The following is a 23,994-nucleotide window of genomic DNA, read 5'->3' on the forward strand; positions in this document are numbered from 1 at the left end:
ATTGACAATAGACATTTAAATCAATATGTTATTTTTTCTGAAAGCAAAAAAATCCGTTGATTGCCGGTAAAATGGTTTCATTAGCAGGCATTAACGCAGGGATATGTTTTGCAAAATGTATTTATTAGAGGAGACGATTATGAATACCGCAGAATCATTAAGAAAAGATGCGTTGCAAATTTATTTTGCTGGTTTACATGCTGTCGAAGCCGATACATGCATACGAAAATACATGGCGGTAAAGGAGAATAGTCTAACTATTGGAGGAAAAACGTACGACCTTGGCAAATATAATAATATTTATCTTACAGGGTTTGGAAAGGTGAGCGGGTTTATGGCTGCGGCAGTGGAAAAACTGCTGGGGGATAAGATAAAAAAGGGCATTGTAAATGTTCGTTATGGTTATACTACACCTTGTAAATATGTCAAACTTAATCCCGCAGGACATCCTATTCCAGATTCTTCAGGCATTAATGGCACAAAAGAAATCATCGATATTGCAAAAGAGGCAAATGAAGATGACCTGGTGTTTTGTTTGATTTCCGGCGGCGGATCAGCGCTGTTTGAATTGCCTTATGCAGGGATTTCCCTTGAAGAAATCAAGGAAATTACTGCTTCGTTATTGAAATGCGGCGCTACTATTGATGAAATGAATGCCATCCGTAAACATCTTTCTCTTGTAAAGGGGGGACGTTTTGCAGGCTTGTGCAAGGCGGAGATGATATCTGTTATATTGTCAGATGTAATAAATGATCCTTTAGAAACGATCGCTTCCGGAGCGACCTCGCCGGACCCCAGTACTTTTCAGGACTGTGAATGGATATTGAACAAGTATAATTTACATCATAAGATTCCCGTTTCCATACAGCAACACATTCAAAACGGGATCCACGGCTACGTGGAAGAAACGCCGAAGCCCGGCGATAAAATATTTGACAGGGTAAGCAATATTATCATCGGCAATAATCGCACGGCACTGGCTGCGTCGAAGGAAAAAGGAGGACAACTGGGGTATAATACGCTTATTTTATCTTCCTGTATAAAAGGCGAGGCCAGGGAAATAGCCAAGGTTTTTGGCGCAATTGCGCGGGAAATTCATGCTTCCGGCTGCCCTGCCGAGCGCCCTGCGTGTATTATCGCAGGCGGGGAGTCTACCGTAACAGTAAAAGGCAATGGTTTAGGCGGAAGGAGTCAGGAATTTTCCTTGTCTGCGGCAATAGAAATTGATGGATTAGCGGATACCTTAATATTAAGCGCGGGAACGGATGGAATGGATGGCAACACTGAAGCCGCAGGGGCAATGGTAGATGGCACTACCATTATAAATGCAAAGAGTAAAAAATTACATCCGGAAAAATATCTTCTTAATAACGATTCATTCTCTTTTTTCAAAGAGACAAATGAGCTCATTGTTACGGGTCCTACGAAAACAAATGTGATGGATGTTATGTTGCTGCTGGTTAAATAGTAAAGCAAGGATTTTCCATTTTTTGTAATAGTTCGGCCCATTCCACCTTACCCAATTATAACACTCATGGTTTAAATCAACCGTTTTCTGAAGCAACCAAAGATATCAAAAACACCATCCACACAATCTATAAAAGCTGTACATTTCCTATTATTAAATAGTTATGAAATACTTTTTCCGACAAATATTTTTAGGCATGCTATGTGCGAATAACTTTACACATCTAAATTATTTATTATGAATACTTTGTTCATGGTGAATGTTTTTTGGAACTAATAATACGCCGGGACCGGCTTAAAAATGTTTTAGTAAACCGTAATATTATTATTTTAATCGTAAAGCAGCATGTGTAGTCAAATGAATTGAATTTTAGAAAGGTAAGCACTCATACCGTGCTTAAAATTAAGAAATTTCGCAAGGGCAAGACTTTTCGAAAAAGGAAATTTTTTGGCTGTAATAAAGAAAATACCTGGCATTTTTGGCGGTCCCGGCCCAATTTAACCAAATTAGCCGGAAATGGTGCGTTTTTTTATTTCAATGTCGTGAAAGATTTGCGGAGCTAATATATGTGCTTTTATTCAGTTAAATTATATTGCACATTTACGGACTATTGTGTATGCCTTTTTTATTTAATTCCGACGGAATCTGTCAAAACCTTGCGGTAAATGGGGAGTTGCAAAAAGAGGGGCCGGAGTTGTGTTTTAAGGAAGCAAACCTTTTACCACGTACACGGTAATCTATATGCCTGGCAAATCTTTTTAAAAAAGCTAAACTATTACGTTTTTTGAGAGATGAATAATTAGTACCTTAGCAGTAATTTCTTGTAACTATTCAGCGTAATCTATTAAACTACCGAAGCACAACTCGTTCTCAAACCTTGTACTGAACATAGTGAAGTATCTGATTGGGTACGTAATGGCACTGGAAACTACATTCGCGGGTTCAGGTTTGTAACCTGAACCAAACGTTTTATACCTTCAATCCAGCTTTCTATTAGCAGAACAAATGACAAATAAATTCCAGATTCCAAACAGGGATTTCGGGATTTGGGCATTGGAATTTTACCGCAGTACATGGCCCCATTATACGCATAAACTCATAGGTTCAGGCTTCGTCGTGAGCTCAAGCCGAACGGTTGCAAACCTGAACCCGCCGGGATTGTTGTTGCAGGCGAGAATGTGGATAAGGTCGTAGATTGCATCAAAAAAGAGGCACAAACGGGCAGCATCGGCGGTGGGAAGATATTTATTTCCCCAATTGACGATATACACCGTGTACGTACCGGAGAGAGCGACGAAGCGGCTATTTAGCAACGGCTAGCATTTGATTTGTTGATTGTCGTAAAAAACAGGTGTTGAATATCTGAAGATTCAACACCTGTTTTAATAGAGTCAAACAAATCGTAATAATTTGCAACACTTTAGTCTCCCGGCGGGTTCAGGTTTACAACCTGAACCAAACGTTTTATACTTTCAATCCCGCCTTCTATTAGCAGGACAAATGACAAATAAATCCCATATTCAAAACATGGGTTTTGTAATTTGAGCATTGGAATTTTACCGCAGTACATAGCCCCATTATCTGCATAAACCCATGGGTTCAGGTTGTAAACCTGAACCCGCGAATGCAGTTTCCAGTGCCATTACGTACCCAATCATATACTTCACTATGTTCAGTACAAGGTTTGAGAACGAGCTGTGCTTCAGTGGTTTAATAGATTACGCAGAATAGTTACATTTTTTATACCAGAAAATGCTTTGTTTCCCCTATAATACTCTCAATACATTGGATGTTTCTTATCAGGAAACTCAATAGAAATTACTGATTGTTTAAATCCCCTTATGTTTACTTACAACAAAGACACCTTTCTTAATATTAACAAAATCATCTTCTCCAGCCTTGATATTCGTGAAGTTTATCAGACGATGAGCAATGAACTGTCAAAAATAATTGATTTTGACAGATTAACCATCACACTTATAACCGAGGATAATAATTTATACGAAGCATTTGTGGTTCAATCAAAAACGCATGAAGATACCTACATCAAAGAAGGCGATTTGTACCCCATGAAAGACAGCCTCATGGAAAAGGTAGTGCAATCCCGCAAACCCGTAATAGTGGACGATACCGCCAAAAGCCAATTTGCAACGGACGTCTTTTTGTTTAAGGAGGGCATTCGATCAAGACTTGGTTTTCCGCTTGTTTACAAAGGATGCATAATGAAACATCAAAAACTGTTTCATATCGATGAGAAAAAATATCCGATCGAATTCAAAGAACGCATAATAGGCAGCATAAATTTTGGCAGCAGGCAGAAGCAACATTATTCGAAAAAGCATGTGGATTTTGTGTCAAAAATTGCACCGCAATTAGCCATGGCAATTGAAAATACACGGCTTTTTAACAGAATCAAGGATGCGGAAGAAAAATATAGAAATGTAGTCGAAAGTTCCCCTGACATTATTTTTGAATGCACAAGCGACGGCAAATTCTTTCTGATAAATCCTTCCGTAGAAAAAATACTGGGTTACTCCGTGCATTACTTCTATGATGCGGGCAGTTCCATACTTTCTCTATGCCACGCGGATGACCAGGGGCAGGTGCAGCGCGAAATTCTTCAGTTATTTCATGGCGAGAAGAACTCCTTGATGGATTTTGAATTTAGAGTTGTCCACAAAAAAGGCAACATTGTATGGCTGTCTCTGGAAGCAATCCCCATCAAACAGGATAATAAAATAATTGGCATCGAAGGGTTTTGCCGGGATATTACCGATAGGAAAAAACTGGATGAGTTGAAAAACAGTTTGATCCGTGACGTTACGCATGAACTAAAAACCCCTGTTGCCAAAATGGAAATGGCAATTGACATGTATTGGCGTTCTTTTGCAATAGAAAGTGAATCTCCAGGGGAAAAAGAACTACATCTTTACAATCTTCTTCAAAACAATGTGAGCCGTTTGAAAAACATTATCAGAAATGTGCTCGACATATCTAGGCTGGAATCGGGAGTAGAACGTTTAAATATATCCGATTTCACCTTCGTCGAATTGGTGGACCAGGTTATCCACGAATTAAACCCTATCGCTATACAAAAAGACAATAAAATAACACATCAAATACCTCCCGCCATTATTTTGAAAGCCGACCGGGAAAAAATGTATTATTTACTTGTTAATCTGGTCGGAAACGCAATAAAATTTACCAGTCATGGCCGGATCGATATATCGTTCATGATAACGCCCAACGGCTTTGAAGTGTCCGTAAAAGATACAGGAAAGGGGCTGAACGAAGAAGCAATTAAGCATGCGTTTGACAAATTTTATAAGGAAACCCCTTCCATACCAGGGTCCGGAATAGGCCTTGCAATAAGCAAAAACATTGTCGAATTACATAATGGCTGTATTTGGGCTGAATCTGGCGGCAAAGGAAAAGGGGCAAAATTTACCTTCAGATTGCCCACATGCCATCTGATGAAACAATCAACTTAGTGGTTTATCGTTTTTAAAGGAAGGTACATTATGAAAGATTTATTAATTGTAGAAGACGATCCTGAAATGCAGGAATTTTACAGGGATATGTTGAAAGGCGAACAATTCTCGGTCACGTATGTTTCAGACGGAGAAGAAGGTCTCAAAGAAATGAAGGGTAAAAAATATGACTTGGTAATACTGGATATTCTGATGGAAAATATTACAGGCGACAGGTTGTTTTCCTTGTTAAGGAAAGACAAACATTATAAAGAGGTACCCGTGATTATGGCGTCTTCATTAGACAAACAAGCATATCAATGCTTCCAGGCGCTGGGGAAGGTATCATTCCTGGAAAAACCATTCACAAAAGAAATGTTGATAGCCGAGATAAACAAGTATTTATAGCAAAAAGCCCTACTCCCGGGAAAATCCAAAACAGTCCTCAGTCGGCAATCCTCAATCCTCTGTCCTAAATCTTGCAATCTGCAATTTGCCAACTGTAGACTGTAGATTGCCGACTGCATAATGTACTAACGTGAAGGAGAAATTGCACTGAAAGCAGTATTAGTTCATTTATCTGGCAGCCGTCGTGGAAAAACAGAAGTATTTTCTTCCGATAAAATAACTATCGGCGCCGATGCATCAAATGAAATTGCCTTTGATGCAAAAAAAGATACAAACATCTCCGCTTTTCATGCTGAAATACTACGGAAAGAATGTGAGTATCTGTTAATCGACAAAGGAAGCTTAAAAGGCACGCTGGTTAATCATAGAGTAATTAGCGAAATGGCACTTAAAGACGGTGATTTAATCGAATTTGGAGCAGGCGGGCCAACGGTGCGATTCCGTATAAAAATGGATGAAGATGATATTTGCAAACAATGGTCTGAAATATTGGAAGACTCTTTAGAGATTGCTCTTACTTCAAAGAAGGGGCGTTTCAACACTGCAACGGGATTTTTTAAACAACTTTTATGGGAGATTTACACCCAAATATCGCACCATATCAAATTGCGTATTATTTTAACACTGGTTGTCTTTTCCGGTATTGTGATCGCATATTTTTTTGTTCAAAATATCAAATTAACACAAACCGTCGAAAAGGTGAAAATGCTAGAACTCGAAAGGTCTATTGCAGAAAACATAATAAAAAAGTATACTAACGGCGTTTGCCTTATTCAGGGAGCCTTTTCCTATTATGATGAAGAAACTGGTGAACCGCTTTTTATGATGGGAAGAAGGACCGGGATAAATGAATATACCGGCACTGGTTTTTTAGTTAGCGAAGAAGGCCTGATCATAACCAATCGTCATATTGCCGAACCATGGTGGGAACTTGATACTTTCTCTGCGCCACAGTTAGATCCGGGGGTAAAACCTAAGTTTGTAGTATTCAGGGCGTTTTTCCCAGGAATCAAAGAACCGTTCCCCCTGACGGTGGAAAAGGTTTCAGATGAAGTGGATGTAGCATTGCTTCGCATAAATACCGGTGGCATAAATATTCCGGTGCATGAATTAGATACAACAGACAAGGGAGCCGTTGTGGGAGAACCAATATTACTACTGGGATATCCTGCGGGAATAAAGGCCATTTTTGCAAAGATGGATCCGGAACTGGTAAGACAATTTATTCACATCCCTTTTATTCAGTTAGTTCAGGAACTTTCCAATTTCGGCTTTATAAAACCCCTTGCCACTCAAGGCCATTTAAGTGATATTATGGAAAACAGACTGGTATATGATGCCCAAACAACAGTTGGCGGAAGCGGCGGTCCTATATTTAATAAAAAAGGGCTGGTTATCGGAATTAATTATGGGATATTTCCGGGATTCAGAGGATCCAATTTTGGCGTTCCAGTACGTTATGGATTATCTCTTCTCAAAGAAGTTTCCAAAAGTGTAAAGGATAAAAAAAAATGAGGCAATTTTCTTCCTATTTGTATAAAAAAACAGGTATTTCAGCATTTTTTATCTTTTTACGAATGGCGAATTATGCCTTCATTGTTTTTTTAATTTCCATATTCGTATTATTCTCGCAGCATTCATTTGCCCATTCCGACGGGGCGCCCCTGGCAAATGTAGGCGCTGCGACAACCAAAGACGGCTGGGCTCTTTATGCTCCAGCCTTTTCTACATGTAACGTTCTGGGATGCCATTACCAATATACCGTGGGTTCGGGTAAGGGCAAATTTATGTTATTTGTTTTAGATGAGTGTGAACCGGGAGAAATTATTGATATTCTGGTTTCGTTTAAAAAAACGGATACGTATTATCATGGCTTTCAAATTGCAGCGCAAGACAGGTATTTTAACCGATTAGTGGGCAATTTTATTAACGTCGGAGACGACGACGATACACAAGTGGAAGCGGGCGGCCTTTACGCAACTCATACGAAAAAAGGCACAAACCAAAAATACTGGCATGTAAAATGGCAGGCACCGCCCGAGGAGTTCTGGGTCGCCAATCCCGTCAGATTCTTTGCCATTGGATTGGAAGCCGACAATGACGGCACTGCTATGGGAGATTATGTGTACAGCGCAACAAGGAATATTGTTGTTAGATCCAGAAAATTTCGCAATATGCAAATGCAACAATTAAGAAGGGAGTAATTTTTTGAAACGGAGATATTTTTCTGTTGTATTACTGTTACTGACTATGTTTTGCTTCATGCATACATCATATGCATCTACGCTTGATTTTTCATGGACTGCGCCAAAGACATATGTGCATAATGCAGGGACAAAAGGGGAGTTGCACTATATTGTCTGGTTTTATAACTTAAAGAATACTATCGGGAAAACAATCATGGTGCCCATAGATGTATTTATGAAAACGGATACAGGAGAAGAATATGCCGACGCATATTATCCGGAACTTGTAGATTACATTAAAGAATTAGACGAGGATTTTTACGAAGGAAAGAAATATCAGTATGCCGCAATTGCAAAAGGGGAATTAGCGCCGGATACAACAAAACATTGTATCGCAATGTTCGAGGATATAGCGCCACAGGCAAAACAAGTTGAAATCTTTGTAACGGGCATATTGCATTTTTTCTTATGGCGACAGAAAATGGTCGATTATTCTTATAAAATTACGTATAAAAAAGAAAGGGATCAATGGAAATTGATTGAACATGGCATGAGCAAGGAGTGTGTTGGGGTCACGCCTTGAACACCATGCTTAAACTTACGGCAAATACTACCCCAATACCCTAATTATCCAGTCCGCCTTAGTTACCCGCCCAGTTGTTATTAAAAAGTTGAGGTGTACCCTGGATTTGCGTCCGCCGATTCTTTATCTTGATGATATAGAAGTGCAAAGGAAAAAAGGAAGGAATGTCGCCATTGTAAAAGGAACGGTCGTGGATGATCATGACATAAAAAGTCTCTCTATAAATAATACGGTTGTTCCGCATGGCGATGAAAAGGAGGTACATTTCCAGCAGGAAATAATTTTAGAGGAAGGAAACAATGTATCATTCAGGGTGACAGACGTTGCCGGAAACGAAACAAGCGGAGAGCAAAAATTGACGGTAAAGGCTTCGCTCTGGCCTTAAGATAAATGGAGTGAAATTAAATTTACGCAAAATACCACAATCAACAAACCCGTTTTGCTTGCCGCAACCAGGCTAAGCGGATCCCTTATCAATACGTTTCTCGCCTCTCAAACCGCCGTTGCGCCTGATACAAAAAACAATACTTCGTCTCAAATCAAAGGCGAAGATATATCTTCACCGATTATTCGCAGCAGCATAAAGCCGTGCATCGTGTACGATAAAAACTTTTTCTTTAGCGGAGAGGCGCATGATGACAGCGGCATTGAAAAATTGTTTATTAACGGGGAAGTCATAGACATCAGGCCTGGCAAGCATGTATTCTTCAATCATTTCCTCAAACTCAATGAAGGGGAAAATACCGTTACGGTGAGGGCAATTGACGCAGAAGGCAACGAAGCCGCACTTTTTCCGGTTGTTATTGAGAAAAAACCTTTGAATTATTTGATATGGAAGCCAGGCTTACCATTTCCTTGCTCCCGTTGAGAACGTATTCTGGAGCATCCAGATACTCCGTGGCATTGCAGCCGCTGCAGTCATCTGCACACAAGGGAGTACCGGCAGAACGGCTTTACGCCAAACTCCTCAATGCCTTCGATGAGGACTCTAAAAGGTTTAATTTTGTAGAAAGAGATCAGACAAAATTGCTGGAAATACTAAAGGAACAAAAAATCAGCAACTCTGAACTGGCGTCGCCGGATACCGCCATTAAGATCGGGAAAATAAAGGCGGCGGAAGGCATGCTCTTTGGTTTCGGTTGAGGAAAATGACAAAGGAATAAATGTCACATTGCGGCTTGTGGATACTGAAACAACGCAAATACTGGCGAATACGGATGTTTACGACGAAGATAAAAATGATAAAAACATTAATTGGCTCATGTACGGCCTTGCGTTAAAAATGAAACAGCAGTTTCCGATGACGCAGGGAGAGGTCATACACGTCTCAGGAAAGGGATTTCATGTGAACGCAGGCGCAAACCACGGGCTTTCAATAGGGATGAAATTGCTGGTTTTCAGGGAAATAAATGTGGGGAATTTCAGGATAAAAGAACCCCTGGAGGTAATCGCACGCGTTGTCTATGTGCAGCCGGATACGTCTTTCGTCAAAATTACCACGGCAAAAGACTCTGTAGATATAATGAAGGATGATATGGTGATTACGAAATAGGATGGAAGAAAATCAGGGATAATGGCGGAATGGCATGGATGACGTTTGGTACAGTCAATAATGGAATTGACAATACAAAGGTTATGATTGCAAACGGCGCTACTAAAAATCATGGTTTACCTGCTGCCGCACAATGTTTGGTTAAGTTGTGGAGTGAATTAACGGATAGGGCAAAAGATACTTTTTATTTTACAGTACGCCTCTGGGAGGTTGGAATTTTTCGATGAGTTTCTTTATGAACGAAAGTTCTTCTCTTTGGGTCTCAAGAATGGTTTCCATCTGTGTTTGCCGGCGATGCATCTGCCATTGCATGCGTAGCACAAACCCAAAAATTACCAGGGCAATGGTTATAAAAAGCCCAAGCGTCCATTGTAGTGTGTCAAAACGATTGCCTACTTCTTCAAAACGGCTGTTTATGTCTGTACGGAGGTCGTCGATGCGTTTATTGAGCTTGGAGTCAAGAGCGTCGATACGTTTATTGAGGTTGGAGTCTAGATCATCAATGCGTTTATTGAGGCTTTTATCCACGGTATCAAGCTTTTCATCAAGTCTTTTTAAATTTCCTCGTATTTCAGCAAGTGACTCTATGATCTCACGGTCAGATATGCGGGGGGCGGTCTCTACGGCAATGACGGTATGCTGGAGAATAAAGAAGGAGATCAGTATGATGGCGCTCAATATCTTATTCATAATGCAAAAGGCTACTTTTTGTGCCGGGTATTGTCAACAGAAAAATGAAGGACACCGGATTTGCACGGATTAAATACAAATTTTAGTAGGGGCGAAGCATTTGCGATAACTGGCATACATGCGTTCATGTCCAAACATGCAAATGCTTCGCCCCTACGGTTTCAAAAAACCAAAGTGTTACAAAAACTATAGTGTAACAAAAATTTATGGATTATTCTGCCATGGACGCATGAGCGCCCTGTATGTGCATTTCTACATGGAACGTAGTATGAAACGAGGATATTTTTATGAGACAAAAACAAATATTTTTTGCGTTAACATGCATCTTCCTGTCTCTGCCATTATCACGGGCAGCCTTTGCACAATTTTCCCTATCGCCTCCAAATATTAACTCGGTTCCGCTGCCCACCGGTTCGGGCGCAAGGGCTATTGCACAGGGAAGCGCCTTTATAGCCGTCGTGGACGGCGCTACTGCCGCCTCAAGGAATCCCGGCGCCCTGACACAGTTGTAAAAGCCGGAAATCTCCATAGTGGGTTCTTTTCTGGCAACGGATCAGGATTTTGATCCGGGGCTTACCGGACTCACCCTTGACAATGAATCCGTATCGCGTGGCGATTTGAATTACGCCAGCGCTGCGTATCCTTTCAGGGTCTTCGGGAAAAACATGGTTGCGGCGTTAAACTATCAGCAGATTTATGATTTCCACATGGACGTGGACCTTAGCATGTCCATTGATGACCCATCCCCGCCGTCATTAAATTACATGCAAACGATACAATTTGAATCAAAAGGCGGCATCGGGGCGTTAACGCCCGCGCTGTCAGTACTTGTCACGCCCAAAATATCCGTCGGCATACTGGTCAACATTTGAGCAGAAAGACGAAGAGGGCAATACATCACGTCCACTGGAAGGCGCATCCACAGACAGAGATATTGATGACACCTTTGCCATCAGTACCGGTAAGGAATATTTGATTTTCCGCAAAAAAACCATCATTCCTCTTCTCGGGGGACTTTTTTATGATCCCAGCCCCTCACTTGGAAATCCTACCAATGTGTACGGTTTTAGCGTTGGAAGCGGCATTTCCACGAAACGATTCAGCCTTGACGCCGCCTACCAATTCAGATGGGCAAATGACGTTGACGGCGAAGATTTTGGACTATCGGGCACCAGCTTTGACCTCAATGAACACATGTTTCTTACCTCCCTTATTGTTTATTTCTGATCTGCATTGTCAACGCCAACCCGATAATGGTGAAATCCGAAACACGAAATCCGAAACAAATTCTAATGACAAAATGATTTGAAATTCTAAACAAATGCGTCTTCCGTTTGTTGCCAAAAAGATAAAACATTGACACATAAACGAGTAAGAATGTAGAATATCGCAGAAACGTCTGCCTTTTGGCGGACAGTGAGAATTATGGGGTTGTGAAGATTAAGGAATAGCATTGAATTGAAACGTAATCTTGTTGGGAGGCATGCAGTATGTCGGGAAGTAAAATTATTACCGTACAAAGACATATAATTGAACAAGAGCGGGATCACCCTGAGGCCACAGGCGAGCTGACAGGGCTACTGTGGGACTTAACCATTGCCGCAAAGATCATTTCACGGGAAGTAAATCGTGCCGGGCTTGCCGATATATTGGGTCTCACAGGACAGGAAAATATCCATGGAGAAGAAGTTAAAAAACTAGACGAGTATGCCAATGACGTCATTATAAAATCCATGGATCATGGAGGTCATCTTTGTGTTATGGCATCGGAAGAAAATGAAGACATTATCCCGATACCAGACCAGTATCCCAAAGGCAAATACATGCTCATGTTCGACCCCCTTGACGGATCTTCAAACATTGACGCAAACGTAAGCGTAGGCACCATATTTTCCATTTATCGAAGAAAAACGACTGCTGGCAATGGAACACTTGAGGATTGCCTGAGAAAGGGCGTGGAGCAAGTTGCCGCGGGTTATATTGTATATGGTTCAAGCACCATGCTGGTATATACTGCCGGACACGGTTCCCATGGATTCACGCTTGACCCTGGCATCGGAGAGTTTTTACTCTCGCACAAAAACATTCAAATCCCTTCCAGAGGCAAGATTTACAGTATCAATGAGGGAAACACAAATACATGGGACGAAGGGACACGTAAGTATATTAACGATCTGAAAAAGGTAACCCCTGAGACGGGGCAAAAGCCTTATTCTCTCCGGTACATTGGTTCCCTGGTGGCAGATTTTCATAGAACCCTTTTGTATGGAGGCATCTTTCTGTATCCTGCCGATTATAAAGACCCGAACAAACCAAAATCAAAACTCAGATTGCTCTATGAAGCAGCTCCACTTGCCTTTATTGTTGAACAGGCAGGCGGCAAGGCTTCCACCGGCGATACTGCCATCATGGAAATAAAAGCGGAACAACTCCACCAAAAAACGCCTCTTATTATCGGGAGCAAAGAAGACGTGGAGAAATATGAAGGATATTTCAAAAATAAATAAAAATATACGGAAGGGAGTATACTGTTTATGCTATACACAACAAAAGAAGAACTATTCAATAATATCAAAGGCATTATCGATATTCAAAAAGACGGAACTGTTTCTATAATCAATAAAGATGCGTTAAGAACAAAAACGATAGATAAAATCGTTTACAATGCCGTTTTCAACAGTGACAGCAATCTGAAAGATATCTCACGGTGGCTAATCTGGTCGGCCAGTAATGCGCTTGGCAATGCGTCATCTTCCATACAATCGCTTTATGATGCGATGGGACGGAGAGAATACAAGGGTTTCACCGTGCCGGCCATCAACATTCGGGGACTTACCTATGACGTTGCCCGCGCTGTGTTTTGTGCGGCAAAGAAAAACAATGCGGCTGCAATAATATTTGAGATCGCACGATCGGAAATCGGATATACCGGTCAGCGGCCTGCAGAATACACAGCGGTTGTCCTTGCGGCAGCTATCAGGGAAGGGCATGAATACCCTGTATTTATTCAGGGCGATCACTTCCAGATTATTCTCCGGAAATACCAGGCAGACAAAGAAGCAGAGCTTGCTACGGTAAAAAACCTCATAAAAGAGGCCATCGATGGAGGTTTTTATAATATTGACGTCGATACCTCTACACTGGTCGATTTGAGCAAACCCGATCTTGCCGGGCAGCAACGTCTCAATTTTGAACTTGCCGCCGAACTTACCGCGTATATCAGGTCATTGGAACCAAAGGGCATTACGATATCCGTTGGCGGAGAAATCGGCGAAGTGGGAAAAAAGAACAGCACTATTGAAGAACTGCGTGCGTTCATGGATGGATACAACGCCACTTTAAAAACAAAGGGCAGCGGATTAAAAGGCATCAGCAAAATCAGCGTGCAGACGGGCACATCCCATGGAGGGGTCGTACTTCCTGACGGAACCATTGCCAACGTGAAACTGGATTTTGACACTTTAAAAACCTTGTCAAATACTGCAAAGGATGAATACGGCATGAGCGGGGCAGTGCAGCATGGCGCTTCAACGCTTCCTGCTGATGCGTTCAGCAAATTTCCGGAAGCAGATACGGCGGAAGTGCATCTCGCCACAGAATTTCAAAATATGATTTATGATAACAGCGCCTTCCCCGCAGATTTTAAGAAAGAGATATACGAACTCCTCAAAGACAAATGCCGCAGCGAATGGAAGGAAGGCCAGACCGAAGAACAGTTTATCTACACAACCAGAAAAATGGGATTCGGCCCTTTCAAGCAGAAATTCTGGGATTTACCGGAAAATATCAGGGCAAAAATCGGACAGGATCTTGAAGATAAATTTGACTTCCTCTTTAAAAAATTAAACATAGTCAATTCAAAAGAGATCATTAAAAACACAATTCAACCGGTACCGGTAAAGGTAGCATTGCCAACACCTTGATTCGTTAATTCGTTGATTGGTCAAACAGTTAAATCGTTTTAACTACCTAACGACTTAACGACTTAACCACTTAACCATTTTGTCAATTTAACCATATTTGAAAATTCAGTTGACTTTCATAATTTCTCATTTATTATTCATTATACAATAATGCTGCCGACGGAAATGATAGTATATTGACAATTCCTTCCGGATTCTCAATTTAATCTTCCAGGAATTTTCAATCTTTTAAATAAACACTACATTAAGTGTATTTTAAAATAATTCCGGTGAAATATGTTGGAAGCAGTTAAAAATTCTGAAATTCCTGTAAATCGTAGAAAATTGCTCTACTTTACCGGCTGGGGTTTTATAGGTATATTTGCTGCCACAATCACCGGCTCAATTATCAGATTTTTTTTCCCCAGAACTATCTTCGAACCCCCCACGCGTTATTCAATCGGTTTCCCCTCCCAATATGCTTCAGGCGTAAGCGAAAAATTTAAAAAACAATTCAGGATTTGGATAGTCAAGGAAGATGATACATTGTATGTCATTGAGGCAAAGTGTACTCACCTGGGCTGTACCCCGAACTGGTTGGCCTCCGAGGGGAAATTCAAATGTCCATGTCATGGCAGCGGTTTTACCCCTGATGGAATTAACATTGAAGGCCCTGCGCCGAGGCCCCTGGAGCGATTTAAAGTGGCATTGGGCGATGACGGGCAGATCATTGTCGATGAAAGCACCCGATACAGGGGTGAACGGGGTGAATGGGACAAACCCGGGGCATTTTTAAAGGTATAATCCATGGAAAATCCGCAGAAAGATACATTTTTCAGAAAATACAAAAGGCTTTTAAAAGAAGAAGGATTCTTTAGTGCAGTCCGCAACAGCGTCTTTCGGTCAAAAGTATGGGAGTCTGTTTTCCGGCATGGTTTTTCAGACACGCCTAAAAACAGGATGTTAAAGGTCATTTCCAATGTTTTCCTCCATTTGCATCCCGCAAAGGTAAAACGACACGCACCGCAATTTAAGTTTACATGGTGTATGGGGGGCATTAGCTTCTTCCTGTTTTTAACGCTTACAGTTACCGGCGTACTATTGATGTTTTATTACCGGCCTACGGTACATGATGCGTATTGGGATATAAAAGATCTTGAATATCAGGTGCCGTTTGGGGCATTACTGAGGAATCTGCATCGATGGGCAGCGCATTTAATGGTAATTACGGTGTGGCTGCATATGTTTCGCGTTTTTGCAACGGGTTCGTATAAACCGCCAAGAGAATTTAATTGGTGTGTCGGCGTTGTTCTGCTGGTGGTTACCCTTCTCCTGAGCTTTACCGGTTATTTGCTTACATGGGATCAATTGGGTTTCTGGGCTGTTACGGTCGGAACAAACATGGCGCGTTCCACTCCATTGCTTGGCCATGAAGGACCTTTCGGGGAACAATTGGGTATGACCGCCCACAATGATATACGTTTTGCCCTTCTGGGCGGTTCGCTGGTTGGAAGTAATGCGTTATTAAGGGCGTATGTATGGCATTGCATAGGACTTCCATTAATTATCAGCATATTTATGATGGTGCATTTCTGGCGAATTCGCAAAGACGGAGGCATATCAGGGCCGCTTTGATAGTGTTATTTATCGATTTCAAATTATGGAAAATATATGGGCTATTATAACTAAACCGGATAACATCCCCATTGTGGCATTGATCTTTTTGCTGTGTATCTTCTCCTTTATTACCTTTCAGCAGGCATTCAGAAACGATCGAAGGCTGAAACAAGAGGAACGCCGGAAAGGAGAACAGTGATCTATGGAATACACGCTTATCAAGACAGATGATCATTGGTTTCGGCAAAATATCAATTGCCAGTACGCATGTCCCGTCAACACTCCCGCAATGAATTATATAGAACTTATTGCCGAGGAGAATTTCGATGCATCATTAAACCTTAATTTTATGGCAAATCTCTTTCCCCCTATTCTCGGAAGGGTTTGCACCCATCCTTGCGAAACCGCGTGCAGGAGAGGAGCAATTGACAGCCCCATTGCCATATGCACTCTGAAAAGAAGTGCCGCTGATTTTGCCCTTCATCCATTTCCCCAAAAAAAAGTTGCCGTTAAAAAAACCGGCAAACGCATCGCAATTATTGGTTCAGGCCCATGCGGCCTTGCGGCAGCCCATGATTTAGCGGTAAAGGGGCACGATGTTATTATATATGAAGCGCTGCCGGTTGCAGGGGGCATGCTCAGTGTGGGAATCCCCCCCTATCGTCTGCCGCGCAGCATAATAGAGAATACGCTACAATGGATAAAGGGGTTTGGCGTTGAAATCCTTATAAACACACCGGTAAACACGCCGGAAAAGTTTGAGGAACTCTTACAGACATTTGACGCCGTGTACATTGCCGCCGGCGCACATAAATCATCCCGCATGGATATTCCCGGCGAAGACCTGGAAGGGGTAATACATGGCGTTTCCTTTATGAAAGAAACCAACCTTGGCACAATAAAAAACGTTCCGAAAAGCGTGGTGGTGATCGGGGGCGGCTTCACAGCTATCGATTGCGCACGTACATCTCTAAGGCTGGATGCCGGAAAGGCATCGATTGTGTATCGGAGAACCAGGGAAGAAATGCCGGCGGGCGAGATGGAGGTTCAAATGGCGGAAGAAGAGGGCATTGAAATGCTTTGCCTGACTTCTCCTGTCAGGCTGATTGGAAAAGACGGAAAAGTTACGCATATAGAATGTGTAAGGAATGAACCTGGCAAACCCGATGAATCCGGACGCCGCAGACCGGAGGTTATTGAAGGGAGCAATTTTACCATACCTGTAGATTTGGTTATCCCCGCCATCGGGCAGGCGCCGGATATTGTATTCCTTTCAGAACGACTGGGCGTAAAGGTCAACAAATGGGGGATGCCTTTAATTGATGAAACAGGCATGACGTCACGGAAAGGGGTATTTGCAGGCGGAGACTGCGTGACGGGACCCCGCAATGTAATTGAGGTGATTGCTGACGGAAGAAAGGCGGCAGGTTCGATACATACTTTTTTGACCGGACAGGAAAAGGGAGATTATCAATTTTATTATAAACACCAAAGCCCTTCAAAAAGAGTCTCCGATTATGAAGTAGCTCCCAGACAAAAGCAGGAATCGCTTCCCCTGGACAAAAGAGGCTGCTTAGACGCCGAATCAGAACTGGGATTTTCCATGGAGAATACCCTGAAAGAGGCAAATCGCTGCCTGCTTTGTCATTACAATATATTTATCGATGAGAAGTGCATATTATGCGGCGGTTGCATCGATGTTTGCCCTTACAATTGCATATCGATGGTTTCGCGTGAAAATATTTCGTTGCCAGATTCCTTACGCAATGAAGAAAACATCCCCGAAGAATGGGATGCCGCAATGATAATAGATGAAGAAAAGTGTATCCGGTGCGGATTGTGCGTTAAACGTTGCCCCACAAGGGCAATTACCATGAAACGCTTCGCCTATTCAGAGGGGTAATATTTCTATAAAAATACGTTGGCTGATCACTGCAAAAAAAAGCAGGGGCGAAGCATTTGCCGTAAATTGTCATAAATACATTCATACCCAAACGGGCAAATGCTTCGCCCCTACCCTATGCGACAAACATCGCTATTATTGGAATTTTTCAAAAAACTAAAGTGTTGCAAAAAATGTAACAGCGGCAAAAACAGATTGAAGACCTTTTTACGAAACAGATATGAGTAATAGCGAGGAAAATAAAGAAAAGAAAGACCGGCATCGCGCCCTTGCCTTTATAAAAGGCAAGACGTTTGCCAGGGAAAAAGATATTGATATATCGGAAGATGAAATAGCCACATGGCCATTCTTGATAAGAAAAGAGTTCCTGGCGGCTATTATTTGCACAATCATACTCATCGTCTGGTCTGTCCTGTTTGACGCTCCCCTTGAAGAAATTTCAGACCCTACCATGACTCCAAATCCTGCAAAGGCACCCTGGTATTTTCTGGGATTGCAGGAAATGCTTGTTTATTTTGACCCATGGATTGCCGGCGTTATTTTCCCGATGCTGATAATTGCCGGGTTAATGGTCATTCCCTATGTGGATAGTAATCCAAAGGGGAATGGTTATTATACCTTTAAAGAAAGAAAATTTGCGATGCTGACCTTTTGCTTTGGGTTTCACGTCTTATGGATATTGCTGATCATCGTCGGGGTGTTTATGCGTGGACCAGGCTGGTTGTGGTTTTGGCCATGGCATGAGTGGGACCCACATCGGGTTGTTGCGGAAACAAATTATGATCTGACCAGCCTTATAGGGATCAGGTCGAATTCTTTGCCGGGCTTTATGCTTGGCGGGTTAGTGTTGTTTGGTTATTTTTATTTGGGGATATCCTTCCCCTACCGGTTTTTAAAACGCAGAAAAAGTTTGGCTATAGAGAAGCTCGGGTTCATTAGATATACAATCGTTGCCTTCCTCTTTCTCTGCATGATGGCGCTTCCGATAAAAGTATGCCTGCGATTGGTGTTTCACATAAAATATATCTGGGTGACCCCCTGGTTTAACATATAATTTTCTATTATTTACGTGTGATTATGGAAACCGGAAAAGTACGAAAAAAAGAAAAGAGAGAAGAGGAAAAGTCCTATTCGGCGGCGTTTGCGGTTGTAAGCTTTATCCTTGCTGCAGTTGCCTTGTGGGCAGTAGTGAATGAAGTAGTTGACAGACGGCCATGGAAAAAATATCAAAAGAAATTTTATCAGTTGGAATATGAAAAAGCAGGGGAAGAATACACAAAGTCAGTCGCCATTTTCGAGAGTCCCGAAGTACAAAAAAAATATACGGAGGCAAAAGAAAACCTGAAACATGCACAGGATGCCTTCATTGCTCCAGCAGTACAGAAGGAGTATCAAAACCTGTTAACCGAAGAAAAGCGCGCCGGACAGGAAGTCGAGTCATTGAAATTTCTGTCCGTGGTGGCACGAAATAAAATCTCTGAGAAAGAATACCTTTATGGGAAAACGCAGAATGAACAATTGAAAGAAGAAATAGCTGCGCTGGAAAAAGAAAATGAAGAACGTGCCATGAAACGGAAGGTGGCTGAAAACCGGCTTGCATTAATCAGGACAAGGCAGGGAGAATTGAAAAAAGATGTTATAACTTATACAAATGAATTAGATTCATACACTTCGGGAGTAGCGTATAGCAAAAACAAATTAAATAAATTCAAAACAGCACGTACAGGTCTCCAGGTATACCAAACCTATCTGGAAGATATAAATATAGTTGATCGATGCATGTCCTGCCACCCCGGCATAGATAAACCTGAAAGTGTTTCAGAAGAACAGCCATATGCAAGCCATCCCGACAGACAATTATATCTGGGAAATCACCCGCCTGAAAAATTTGGCTGCGTTTTATGCCACGAAGGACAATCAAGCGCAACATCAGGGGTGAAAAAAGCGCACGGAGAGGTTGAATACTGGCTTACTCCAATATACCGCGGTGTCGTTGCGCAGGCCTCATGCATCAGATGCCATAATGGTGTAAGGGAAGTAAAGGGGGCAGAGGTACTTTGGGAAGGGAAAAAGTTATTCGGGGAACTTGGTTGTTATGGTTGCCATGATACAGAAGGTTTTGGAGAGTATAAGGACAGAATTATAGGTCCCGGTTTGCGTAATATTAAAAACAAGGTAAAACCCGGATGGTTAACTGACTGGATAAGAGATCCAAAGGCTTTCAGGCCAACCACCCGAATGCCGGACTTTAAATTGTCCGAAGAAGAATCCCGTGCAATAGCAGCATATCTATGGCAACACGCTGACAATGCGGAAGACGATAATGACGAAATAATCCGGCTTACCGGGGAAGAGTACGAACGTGGCGATTTCCTTTTTGAACAAACAGGCTGTTTGGCATGCCATAGTTATGAAGAAGGGGCGGAAAGAACGTTTGCCCCCAATCTGGCAAAGACTGGCGCAAAGATGCGCGATATGTATCTGGTTGAATGGATACTCAATCCAAAAAGTAAAGAACCACTTACAAGGATGCCAAATTTCAGGATAGACGACGTAAATGCCCGCCTCATCGCCGGATATTTAATAGGCAAAACAAAACAACCTTCTGACGATGATGAAACTAAGAATATTGAATGGTTAACAGACAAAAACAAGGCGCGCACGGGCGAGGCTTTAATCAAAAGATATGGCTGTTTTGGATGCCATGAAATTAAGGGCATGGAAGGACTTGGCAAAATTGGCGCAGAATTGTCCGATATCGGATCGAAACACATACCCTTATTCGATTTCGGGCTTTTGGAAAAAAAGATACTTGGCGAGGCAGGGCTGAAACATTATACGGAAAACATTGGCGAGGCAAGAAGGGCATGGTTGCAGGCAAAATTGCAGCACCCAAGACAGTTTGACGAAGGGAAGTATAAAAAGCCGGAAGACCGGCTGAAGATGCCAGACTTTAGATTGTCCGTGGAACAGATAAAAGCGTTGGTCATCTTTCTTTCAGGATTAAGGGATGAAAAATTGCCGGAGAAATATGTTGCGTCGTTATCTGAGAGACAAAAGGTAATTGCGGAAGGCAGGATGATTATAAACAAATACAATTGCTCCGGATGCCATCAGTTTGATTTGGACAGAATATATCTTAACGATGGTATAGAACTTTCGGGAATGGTAAAAATAGAAGAGGATGACGGCGTTTATTTTCAATTAATGGAAGATAACGAGCGCTACGGGCACAAAGCCGGTGAGGTGGTATTTATTGCAGCAGAAGATGTTGTAAAACAGGACAGAGTAACGGAAATTGAACTGGCGAACCGGATTATAGCATATCATGTGGAAGAAATAGGCATCATGCCTGAAGAGGCACGGGTCTTTGTGCCACCATTATTATACGGCGAAGGGAAGAAAGTACAATGCGAGTGGACATTTGCGTTTTTAAAAGAACCCTTTGATCTCAGACCCTGGCTTGACGTAAAAATGCCATCGTTTGACATGTCTACCGAAGATGCAACGAAGCTGGCTATATTTCTTGCCGCAAAAGATGGGGAACAATACCCTTATGAGTATATCGAAGAAACAAAAAAGGGATATATAGAAAAAAAAGAACTGGCATTTCCCGGGTATCTCGAAGCTGCGAAAAAGCTATTCGAATCTGAAAATGTTCATTGCCTGCAATGCCATATCAGAGGCAGTAAAATGCCGGAAGGGGAGCCCGCAGACTGGGCGCCTGATCTAATGCTTGCAAAGACACGGCTCAAGCCGGAGTGGATTAAGAAATGGCTTTTAGACCCGCAATCGATTCAGCCGGGAACAAAAATGCCTAAATTTTTCAGAGAAGGAGAATTTCAGGAATATATTCCCGGAACACCTGAAGAACAGGTAGAGGTTATGAAGGATTTTTTGATGAACCTTTGGGAATAGCACTACAAAGAAACAACCATGACAGGGTTAATGCACTGCCAATTTTTGTGCTGGACGTAAGAATAAAATGTCGCTTTAGGTAACACTTTAGTTTTTTGGAAAACGTATCACCTAATAGAGCGCAAAATATTGCATCTCTCTACCGTAGGAGCAAGCTGTCTCCCTGTCAATCATTCATTTTACAGGTTGCTCCTGACGGAGCTATTTATCCTAAGCTAGCATAGCCAGAACTAAACAAGCACGAAATACGAAAGATGCTCTCGTTTAGCATTTCAAATAATACTCTCGTTCCCAAGCTCTGGCTTGGGAACGCAATTGTTTGAGAAGCTCCAGCTTCGCCTGGAAAAAAAGAATGAAAAATGCTACCGATGATATTTAAAAATATCTTTCGGTGCTTCATCTTACCCATTTAGTCCACATACAAAGTTTAAACCGAATAATTATGACGAAAGGGAAGCGGGAGCTTCCAATGCATTTACGTTCCCAAACCGGAGCTTGGGAACGAGCGCTTTTACTTTTTAAAGAATATAAACTGTTAGCGCTTTAGTTATTATTCAAGGTTAACGCAAGGGTTATTTCGCCTCCAGTTTTTTAATTGCCTCTAATACTTTCGACCTGTCGGTTGGGTTTGTCGCATATTTAACACAATTCCGGTATTGTTCGAGGGCCTTTGCCGTGTTCTTTTTTGCTTCATAGAGGGCAGCTATGGTAAAATTGGATTCAAAATCCGCCGGGTCGATATTCAGCACTTTTTTAAAAGCATCCATGGATGCCTCTCCTTTGTCCTCCAGTAGATACAACACTCCCAACTGTTTGAAATATTTAGCCTGGTTCATAGGGTATATTGTTAATGCATGATTGTAGACTGTTATTGCTTTTGAAAAGCTACCGGCAATAACATAGGCATTGGCAAGTTCGTGAAAGAGGTCTAACCCTAAAAAGGACATGTACCTTATATGTTCTTCATTGCCTGAATCAAATAAATGTATTGCCTTTTCTCCCGTTTTTATTAAACGGTCGATTTTTTCAGGATTCTCCAGATAATGGGAAAATAACGTATATTGCAGAACAAACTCTTCCGGCATATCAGAAACAAGTTCCAGTAATTTGTTTTCCGTTTCCTGATATGTGAATTTTCCCTGATAGTAACTTTCTATGATATCTTCGGCAGTTTCCATTACTTTGTCTGAAAGGCAAAGTCTTGTGATTTGCTGCACAAGTTTTTCAAACATTTCCGGAATTTTCTCCGCTGACTCGCATTCCCCCACCAATGCACCCACCGTTTTATCCTTCATCTCCTGCAGTCTTACTGTTTCTATTTCCTTTGCATTTATCACTTCGATATCTGCCCGGTATCCTTCGCCAAATTGGGAAAGACTGCCTTTTATCCCGAAATCTGCATTTAATTGCTTTGTCATTTTTACTACTTTTTCCCACTCAAAACTAAAAAAAAGGTCTATAATATCTTTATTACTAAAGTTTGAACCTTTTTCCACGTTGTCAATCTTGTAGAAATTATGCAAAACAGTTTTTCTCACATAATGGTAAGTACGTTTCTGGTCTATTACGCTAAAAAGACCAGACCGGATTAACTCGCTTTGTATAATACGTTCCACCCCTGCAATTTGACTCTCTGATCCAAGGTTATACACAAAGGGAAAGATAACAACCTTATATTTTTGTTCCTGCGCAGGCAAGGTTTGCGCTGAAAAGATAAAAAAAGTAATAGTGAATATTAATGATGTATAAGTTTTTTTTAACATTTTTAAGGGCATCTTTTTATTAAAGGGATTATCGGTATTGAGTTTATTTTAAAATAAATAAAAAAAGCCCGATCATTTGTAGTTAATACAAATTAGCAGGCTCTTATTACCACTCCGGGATTTACGAGAAAGTAAAAACATGTTTAAAATGGATTCGGAAGGGTGCCGGGAGATGACTACCGCAGTTTTTGTATTTGGCAAAAAGTTTTTTATGCCTTGTTTTTGAATGCAGCTATTATTTTATCCGCCACTTCTTCTGATATTTCCTCTTTTTCATAAAACCCTGTTTCCAGTTTTTCTTTTACTTCCACTAATTTTGCAGACCTTGTATCCGATACTTCGTTTTTAACGATTGCTTTCAGATTTTCAATTTTTTCGCTAAAAATCCTGGACTCCTGAGAAATGCTAACGGCGTCTTGTTTTTCGGAACTGGTATTCCCCTCTTTCTCTCTGTTTTTTACCGGCTTATTCGCTTCGTAACGCTTCAAGCCAATACTTTTCAGCATGGAGGGGTCGCTCGTTATTCTATCCATA

At 41.6% G+C, this 23,994-nt stretch carries 25 protein-coding genes; 21 read left to right on the forward strand and 4 right to left on the reverse strand.

Annotated elements, in window-relative coordinates; all coding sequences use genetic code 11:
• Nucleotides 1-139: 139 nt before the first annotated feature.
• From KSMBR1_RS06210 to KSMBR1_RS06265, 11 genes are all read left to right on the forward strand, one after another.
• Entirely contained in the window at nucleotides 140-1,468 is a 1,329-nt protein-coding gene (locus KSMBR1_RS06210) for a glycerate kinase type-2 family protein (protein WP_164994557.1), read from the forward strand.
• A 1,157-nt stretch (nucleotides 1,469-2,625) separates the two neighbouring features.
• Entirely contained in the window at nucleotides 2,626-2,778 is a 153-nt protein-coding gene (locus KSMBR1_RS06220) for a P-II family nitrogen regulator (RefSeq protein ID WP_099324532.1), read from the forward strand.
• Between the two features lie 531 nt (nucleotides 2,779-3,309).
• Entirely contained in the window at nucleotides 3,310-4,959 is a 1,650-nt protein-coding gene (locus KSMBR1_RS06225) for a sensor histidine kinase (RefSeq protein WP_099324533.1), read from the forward strand.
• Between the two features lie 30 nt (nucleotides 4,960-4,989).
• Nucleotides 4,990-5,346, forward strand: coding sequence for a response regulator (locus tag KSMBR1_RS06230; RefSeq protein WP_099324534.1), 357 nt, complete (start codon nucleotides 4,990-4,992; stop codon nucleotides 5,344-5,346).
• A gap of 147 nt (nucleotides 5,347-5,493) precedes the next feature.
• On the forward strand, nucleotides 5,494-6,861 hold the full coding sequence (locus KSMBR1_RS06235; RefSeq protein ID WP_099324535.1) for a trypsin-like peptidase domain-containing protein: 1,368 nt from the start codon (nucleotides 5,494-5,496) through the stop codon (nucleotides 6,859-6,861).
• Nucleotides 6,858-7,550 carry a Reeler domain-containing protein gene (locus KSMBR1_RS06240; RefSeq protein ID WP_099324536.1) on the forward strand — a complete coding sequence of 231 codons (693 nt, stop codon included), beginning with the start codon at nucleotides 6,858-6,860 and terminating at the stop codon, nucleotides 7,548-7,550. The genes KSMBR1_RS06235 and KSMBR1_RS06240 overlap by 4 nt, the downstream gene beginning before the upstream one ends.
• A gap of 58 nt (nucleotides 7,551-7,608) precedes the next feature.
• On the forward strand, nucleotides 7,609-8,115 hold the full coding sequence (locus tag KSMBR1_RS06245; RefSeq protein WP_157820419.1) for a hypothetical protein: 507 nt from the start codon (nucleotides 7,609-7,611) through the stop codon (nucleotides 8,113-8,115).
• Nucleotides 8,116-8,221: 106 nt separating this feature from the next.
• Nucleotides 8,222-8,500 carry a hypothetical protein gene (locus KSMBR1_RS06250; protein WP_099324538.1) on the forward strand — a complete coding sequence of 93 codons (279 nt, stop codon included), beginning with the start codon at nucleotides 8,222-8,224 and terminating at the stop codon, nucleotides 8,498-8,500.
• A gap of 54 nt (nucleotides 8,501-8,554) precedes the next feature.
• Nucleotides 8,555-8,983: a hypothetical protein gene (locus KSMBR1_RS06255; protein ID WP_099324539.1), complete on the forward strand. Its 429-nt coding sequence runs from the start codon at nucleotides 8,555-8,557 to the stop codon at nucleotides 8,981-8,983.
• 29 nt (nucleotides 8,984-9,012) lie between these two features.
• Nucleotides 9,013-9,258, forward strand: a complete 246-nt coding sequence (locus tag KSMBR1_RS06260) for a CsgG/HfaB family protein (RefSeq protein ID WP_099324540.1) — start codon at nucleotides 9,013-9,015, stop codon at nucleotides 9,256-9,258.
• A complete protein-coding gene (locus KSMBR1_RS06265) occupies nucleotides 9,245-9,667 on the forward strand; it encodes a hypothetical protein (protein WP_099324541.1) in 423 nt (140 codons plus the stop codon). Before KSMBR1_RS06260 ends, KSMBR1_RS06265 begins: the two co-directional genes overlap by 14 nt.
• Before the next feature lie 189 nt (nucleotides 9,668-9,856).
• Here KSMBR1_RS06265 and KSMBR1_RS06270 read toward each other — a convergent pair whose 3' ends face one another.
• Both KSMBR1_RS06270 and KSMBR1_RS22370 read right to left on the reverse strand, forming a co-directional pair.
• A complete protein-coding gene (locus KSMBR1_RS06270; RefSeq protein WP_099324542.1) occupies nucleotides 9,857-10,357 on the reverse strand; it encodes a coiled-coil domain-containing protein in 501 nt (166 codons plus the stop codon).
• A 211-nt stretch (nucleotides 10,358-10,568) separates the two neighbouring features.
• Nucleotides 10,569-10,886, reverse strand: a complete 318-nt coding sequence (locus KSMBR1_RS22370; protein ID WP_230405739.1) for a hypothetical protein — start codon at nucleotides 10,884-10,886, stop codon at nucleotides 10,569-10,571.
• Between the two features lies 1 nt (nucleotide 10,887).
• On the opposite strand from KSMBR1_RS22370, the gene KSMBR1_RS22375 reads away from it, so the two are divergent.
• The 10 genes from KSMBR1_RS22375 (at nucleotide 10,888) to KSMBR1_RS06310 (ending at nucleotide 21,697) form a co-directional block, all read left to right on the forward strand.
• Nucleotides 10,888-11,229: a hypothetical protein gene (locus KSMBR1_RS22375; protein ID WP_230405738.1), complete on the forward strand. Its 342-nt coding sequence runs from the start codon at nucleotides 10,888-10,890 to the stop codon at nucleotides 11,227-11,229.
• Complete coding sequence (locus tag KSMBR1_RS22380) at nucleotides 11,186-11,584, forward strand: hypothetical protein (protein WP_230405737.1); 399 nt, start codon at nucleotides 11,186-11,188, stop codon at nucleotides 11,582-11,584. The genes KSMBR1_RS22375 and KSMBR1_RS22380 overlap by 44 nt, the downstream gene beginning before the upstream one ends.
• Before the next feature lie 263 nt (nucleotides 11,585-11,847).
• A complete protein-coding gene (gene fbp / locus KSMBR1_RS06280; RefSeq protein ID WP_099324543.1) occupies nucleotides 11,848-12,864 on the forward strand; it encodes a class 1 fructose-bisphosphatase in 1,017 nt (338 codons plus the stop codon).
• Between the two features lie 27 nt (nucleotides 12,865-12,891).
• Nucleotides 12,892-14,280, forward strand: a complete 1,389-nt coding sequence (locus KSMBR1_RS06285) for a class II fructose-bisphosphate aldolase (protein WP_099324544.1) — start codon at nucleotides 12,892-12,894, stop codon at nucleotides 14,278-14,280.
• Between the two features lie 276 nt (nucleotides 14,281-14,556).
• Entirely contained in the window at nucleotides 14,557-15,063 is a 507-nt protein-coding gene (locus tag KSMBR1_RS06290; RefSeq protein ID WP_099324545.1) for a QcrA and Rieske domain-containing protein, read from the forward strand.
• Between the two features lie 3 nt (nucleotides 15,064-15,066).
• Nucleotides 15,067-15,894 (forward strand): cytochrome b N-terminal domain-containing protein, encoded by an 828-nt coding sequence (locus KSMBR1_RS06295; protein ID WP_099324546.1) that lies wholly within the window; start codon nucleotides 15,067-15,069, stop codon nucleotides 15,892-15,894.
• Between the two features lie 25 nt (nucleotides 15,895-15,919).
• Nucleotides 15,920-16,075 carry a hypothetical protein gene (locus tag KSMBR1_RS21530; RefSeq protein WP_164994551.1) on the forward strand — a complete coding sequence of 52 codons (156 nt, stop codon included), beginning with the start codon at nucleotides 15,920-15,922 and terminating at the stop codon, nucleotides 16,073-16,075.
• A 3-nt stretch (nucleotides 16,076-16,078) separates the two neighbouring features.
• A complete protein-coding gene (locus KSMBR1_RS06300; RefSeq protein WP_099324547.1) occupies nucleotides 16,079-17,779 on the forward strand; it encodes an FAD-dependent oxidoreductase in 1,701 nt (566 codons plus the stop codon).
• Nucleotides 17,780-17,999: 220 nt separating this feature from the next.
• Nucleotides 18,000-18,833 (forward strand): cytochrome C, encoded by an 834-nt coding sequence (locus KSMBR1_RS06305; RefSeq protein ID WP_099324548.1) that lies wholly within the window; start codon nucleotides 18,000-18,002, stop codon nucleotides 18,831-18,833.
• A gap of 23 nt (nucleotides 18,834-18,856) precedes the next feature.
• Nucleotides 18,857-21,697, forward strand: a complete 2,841-nt coding sequence (locus tag KSMBR1_RS06310; RefSeq protein WP_099324549.1) for a c-type cytochrome — start codon at nucleotides 18,857-18,859, stop codon at nucleotides 21,695-21,697.
• Between the two features lie 572 nt (nucleotides 21,698-22,269).
• On the opposite strand, the gene KSMBR1_RS06315 is transcribed toward KSMBR1_RS06310, so the two are convergent.
• Nucleotides 22,270-23,460, reverse strand: a complete 1,191-nt coding sequence (locus tag KSMBR1_RS06315; protein WP_099324550.1) for a tetratricopeptide repeat protein — start codon at nucleotides 23,458-23,460, stop codon at nucleotides 22,270-22,272.
• Nucleotides 23,461-23,669: 209 nt separating this feature from the next.
• Entirely contained in the window at nucleotides 23,670-23,993 is a 324-nt protein-coding gene (locus tag KSMBR1_RS06320) for a flagellar biosynthesis anti-sigma factor FlgM (RefSeq protein ID WP_099324551.1), read from the reverse strand.
• Between the last annotated feature and the right edge of the window lies 1 nt (nucleotide 23,994).

Source organism: Candidatus Kuenenia stuttgartiensis, from assembly GCF_900232105.1.
GTDB lineage: Bacteria > Planctomycetota > Brocadiia > Brocadiales > Brocadiaceae > Kuenenia > Kuenenia stuttgartiensis_A.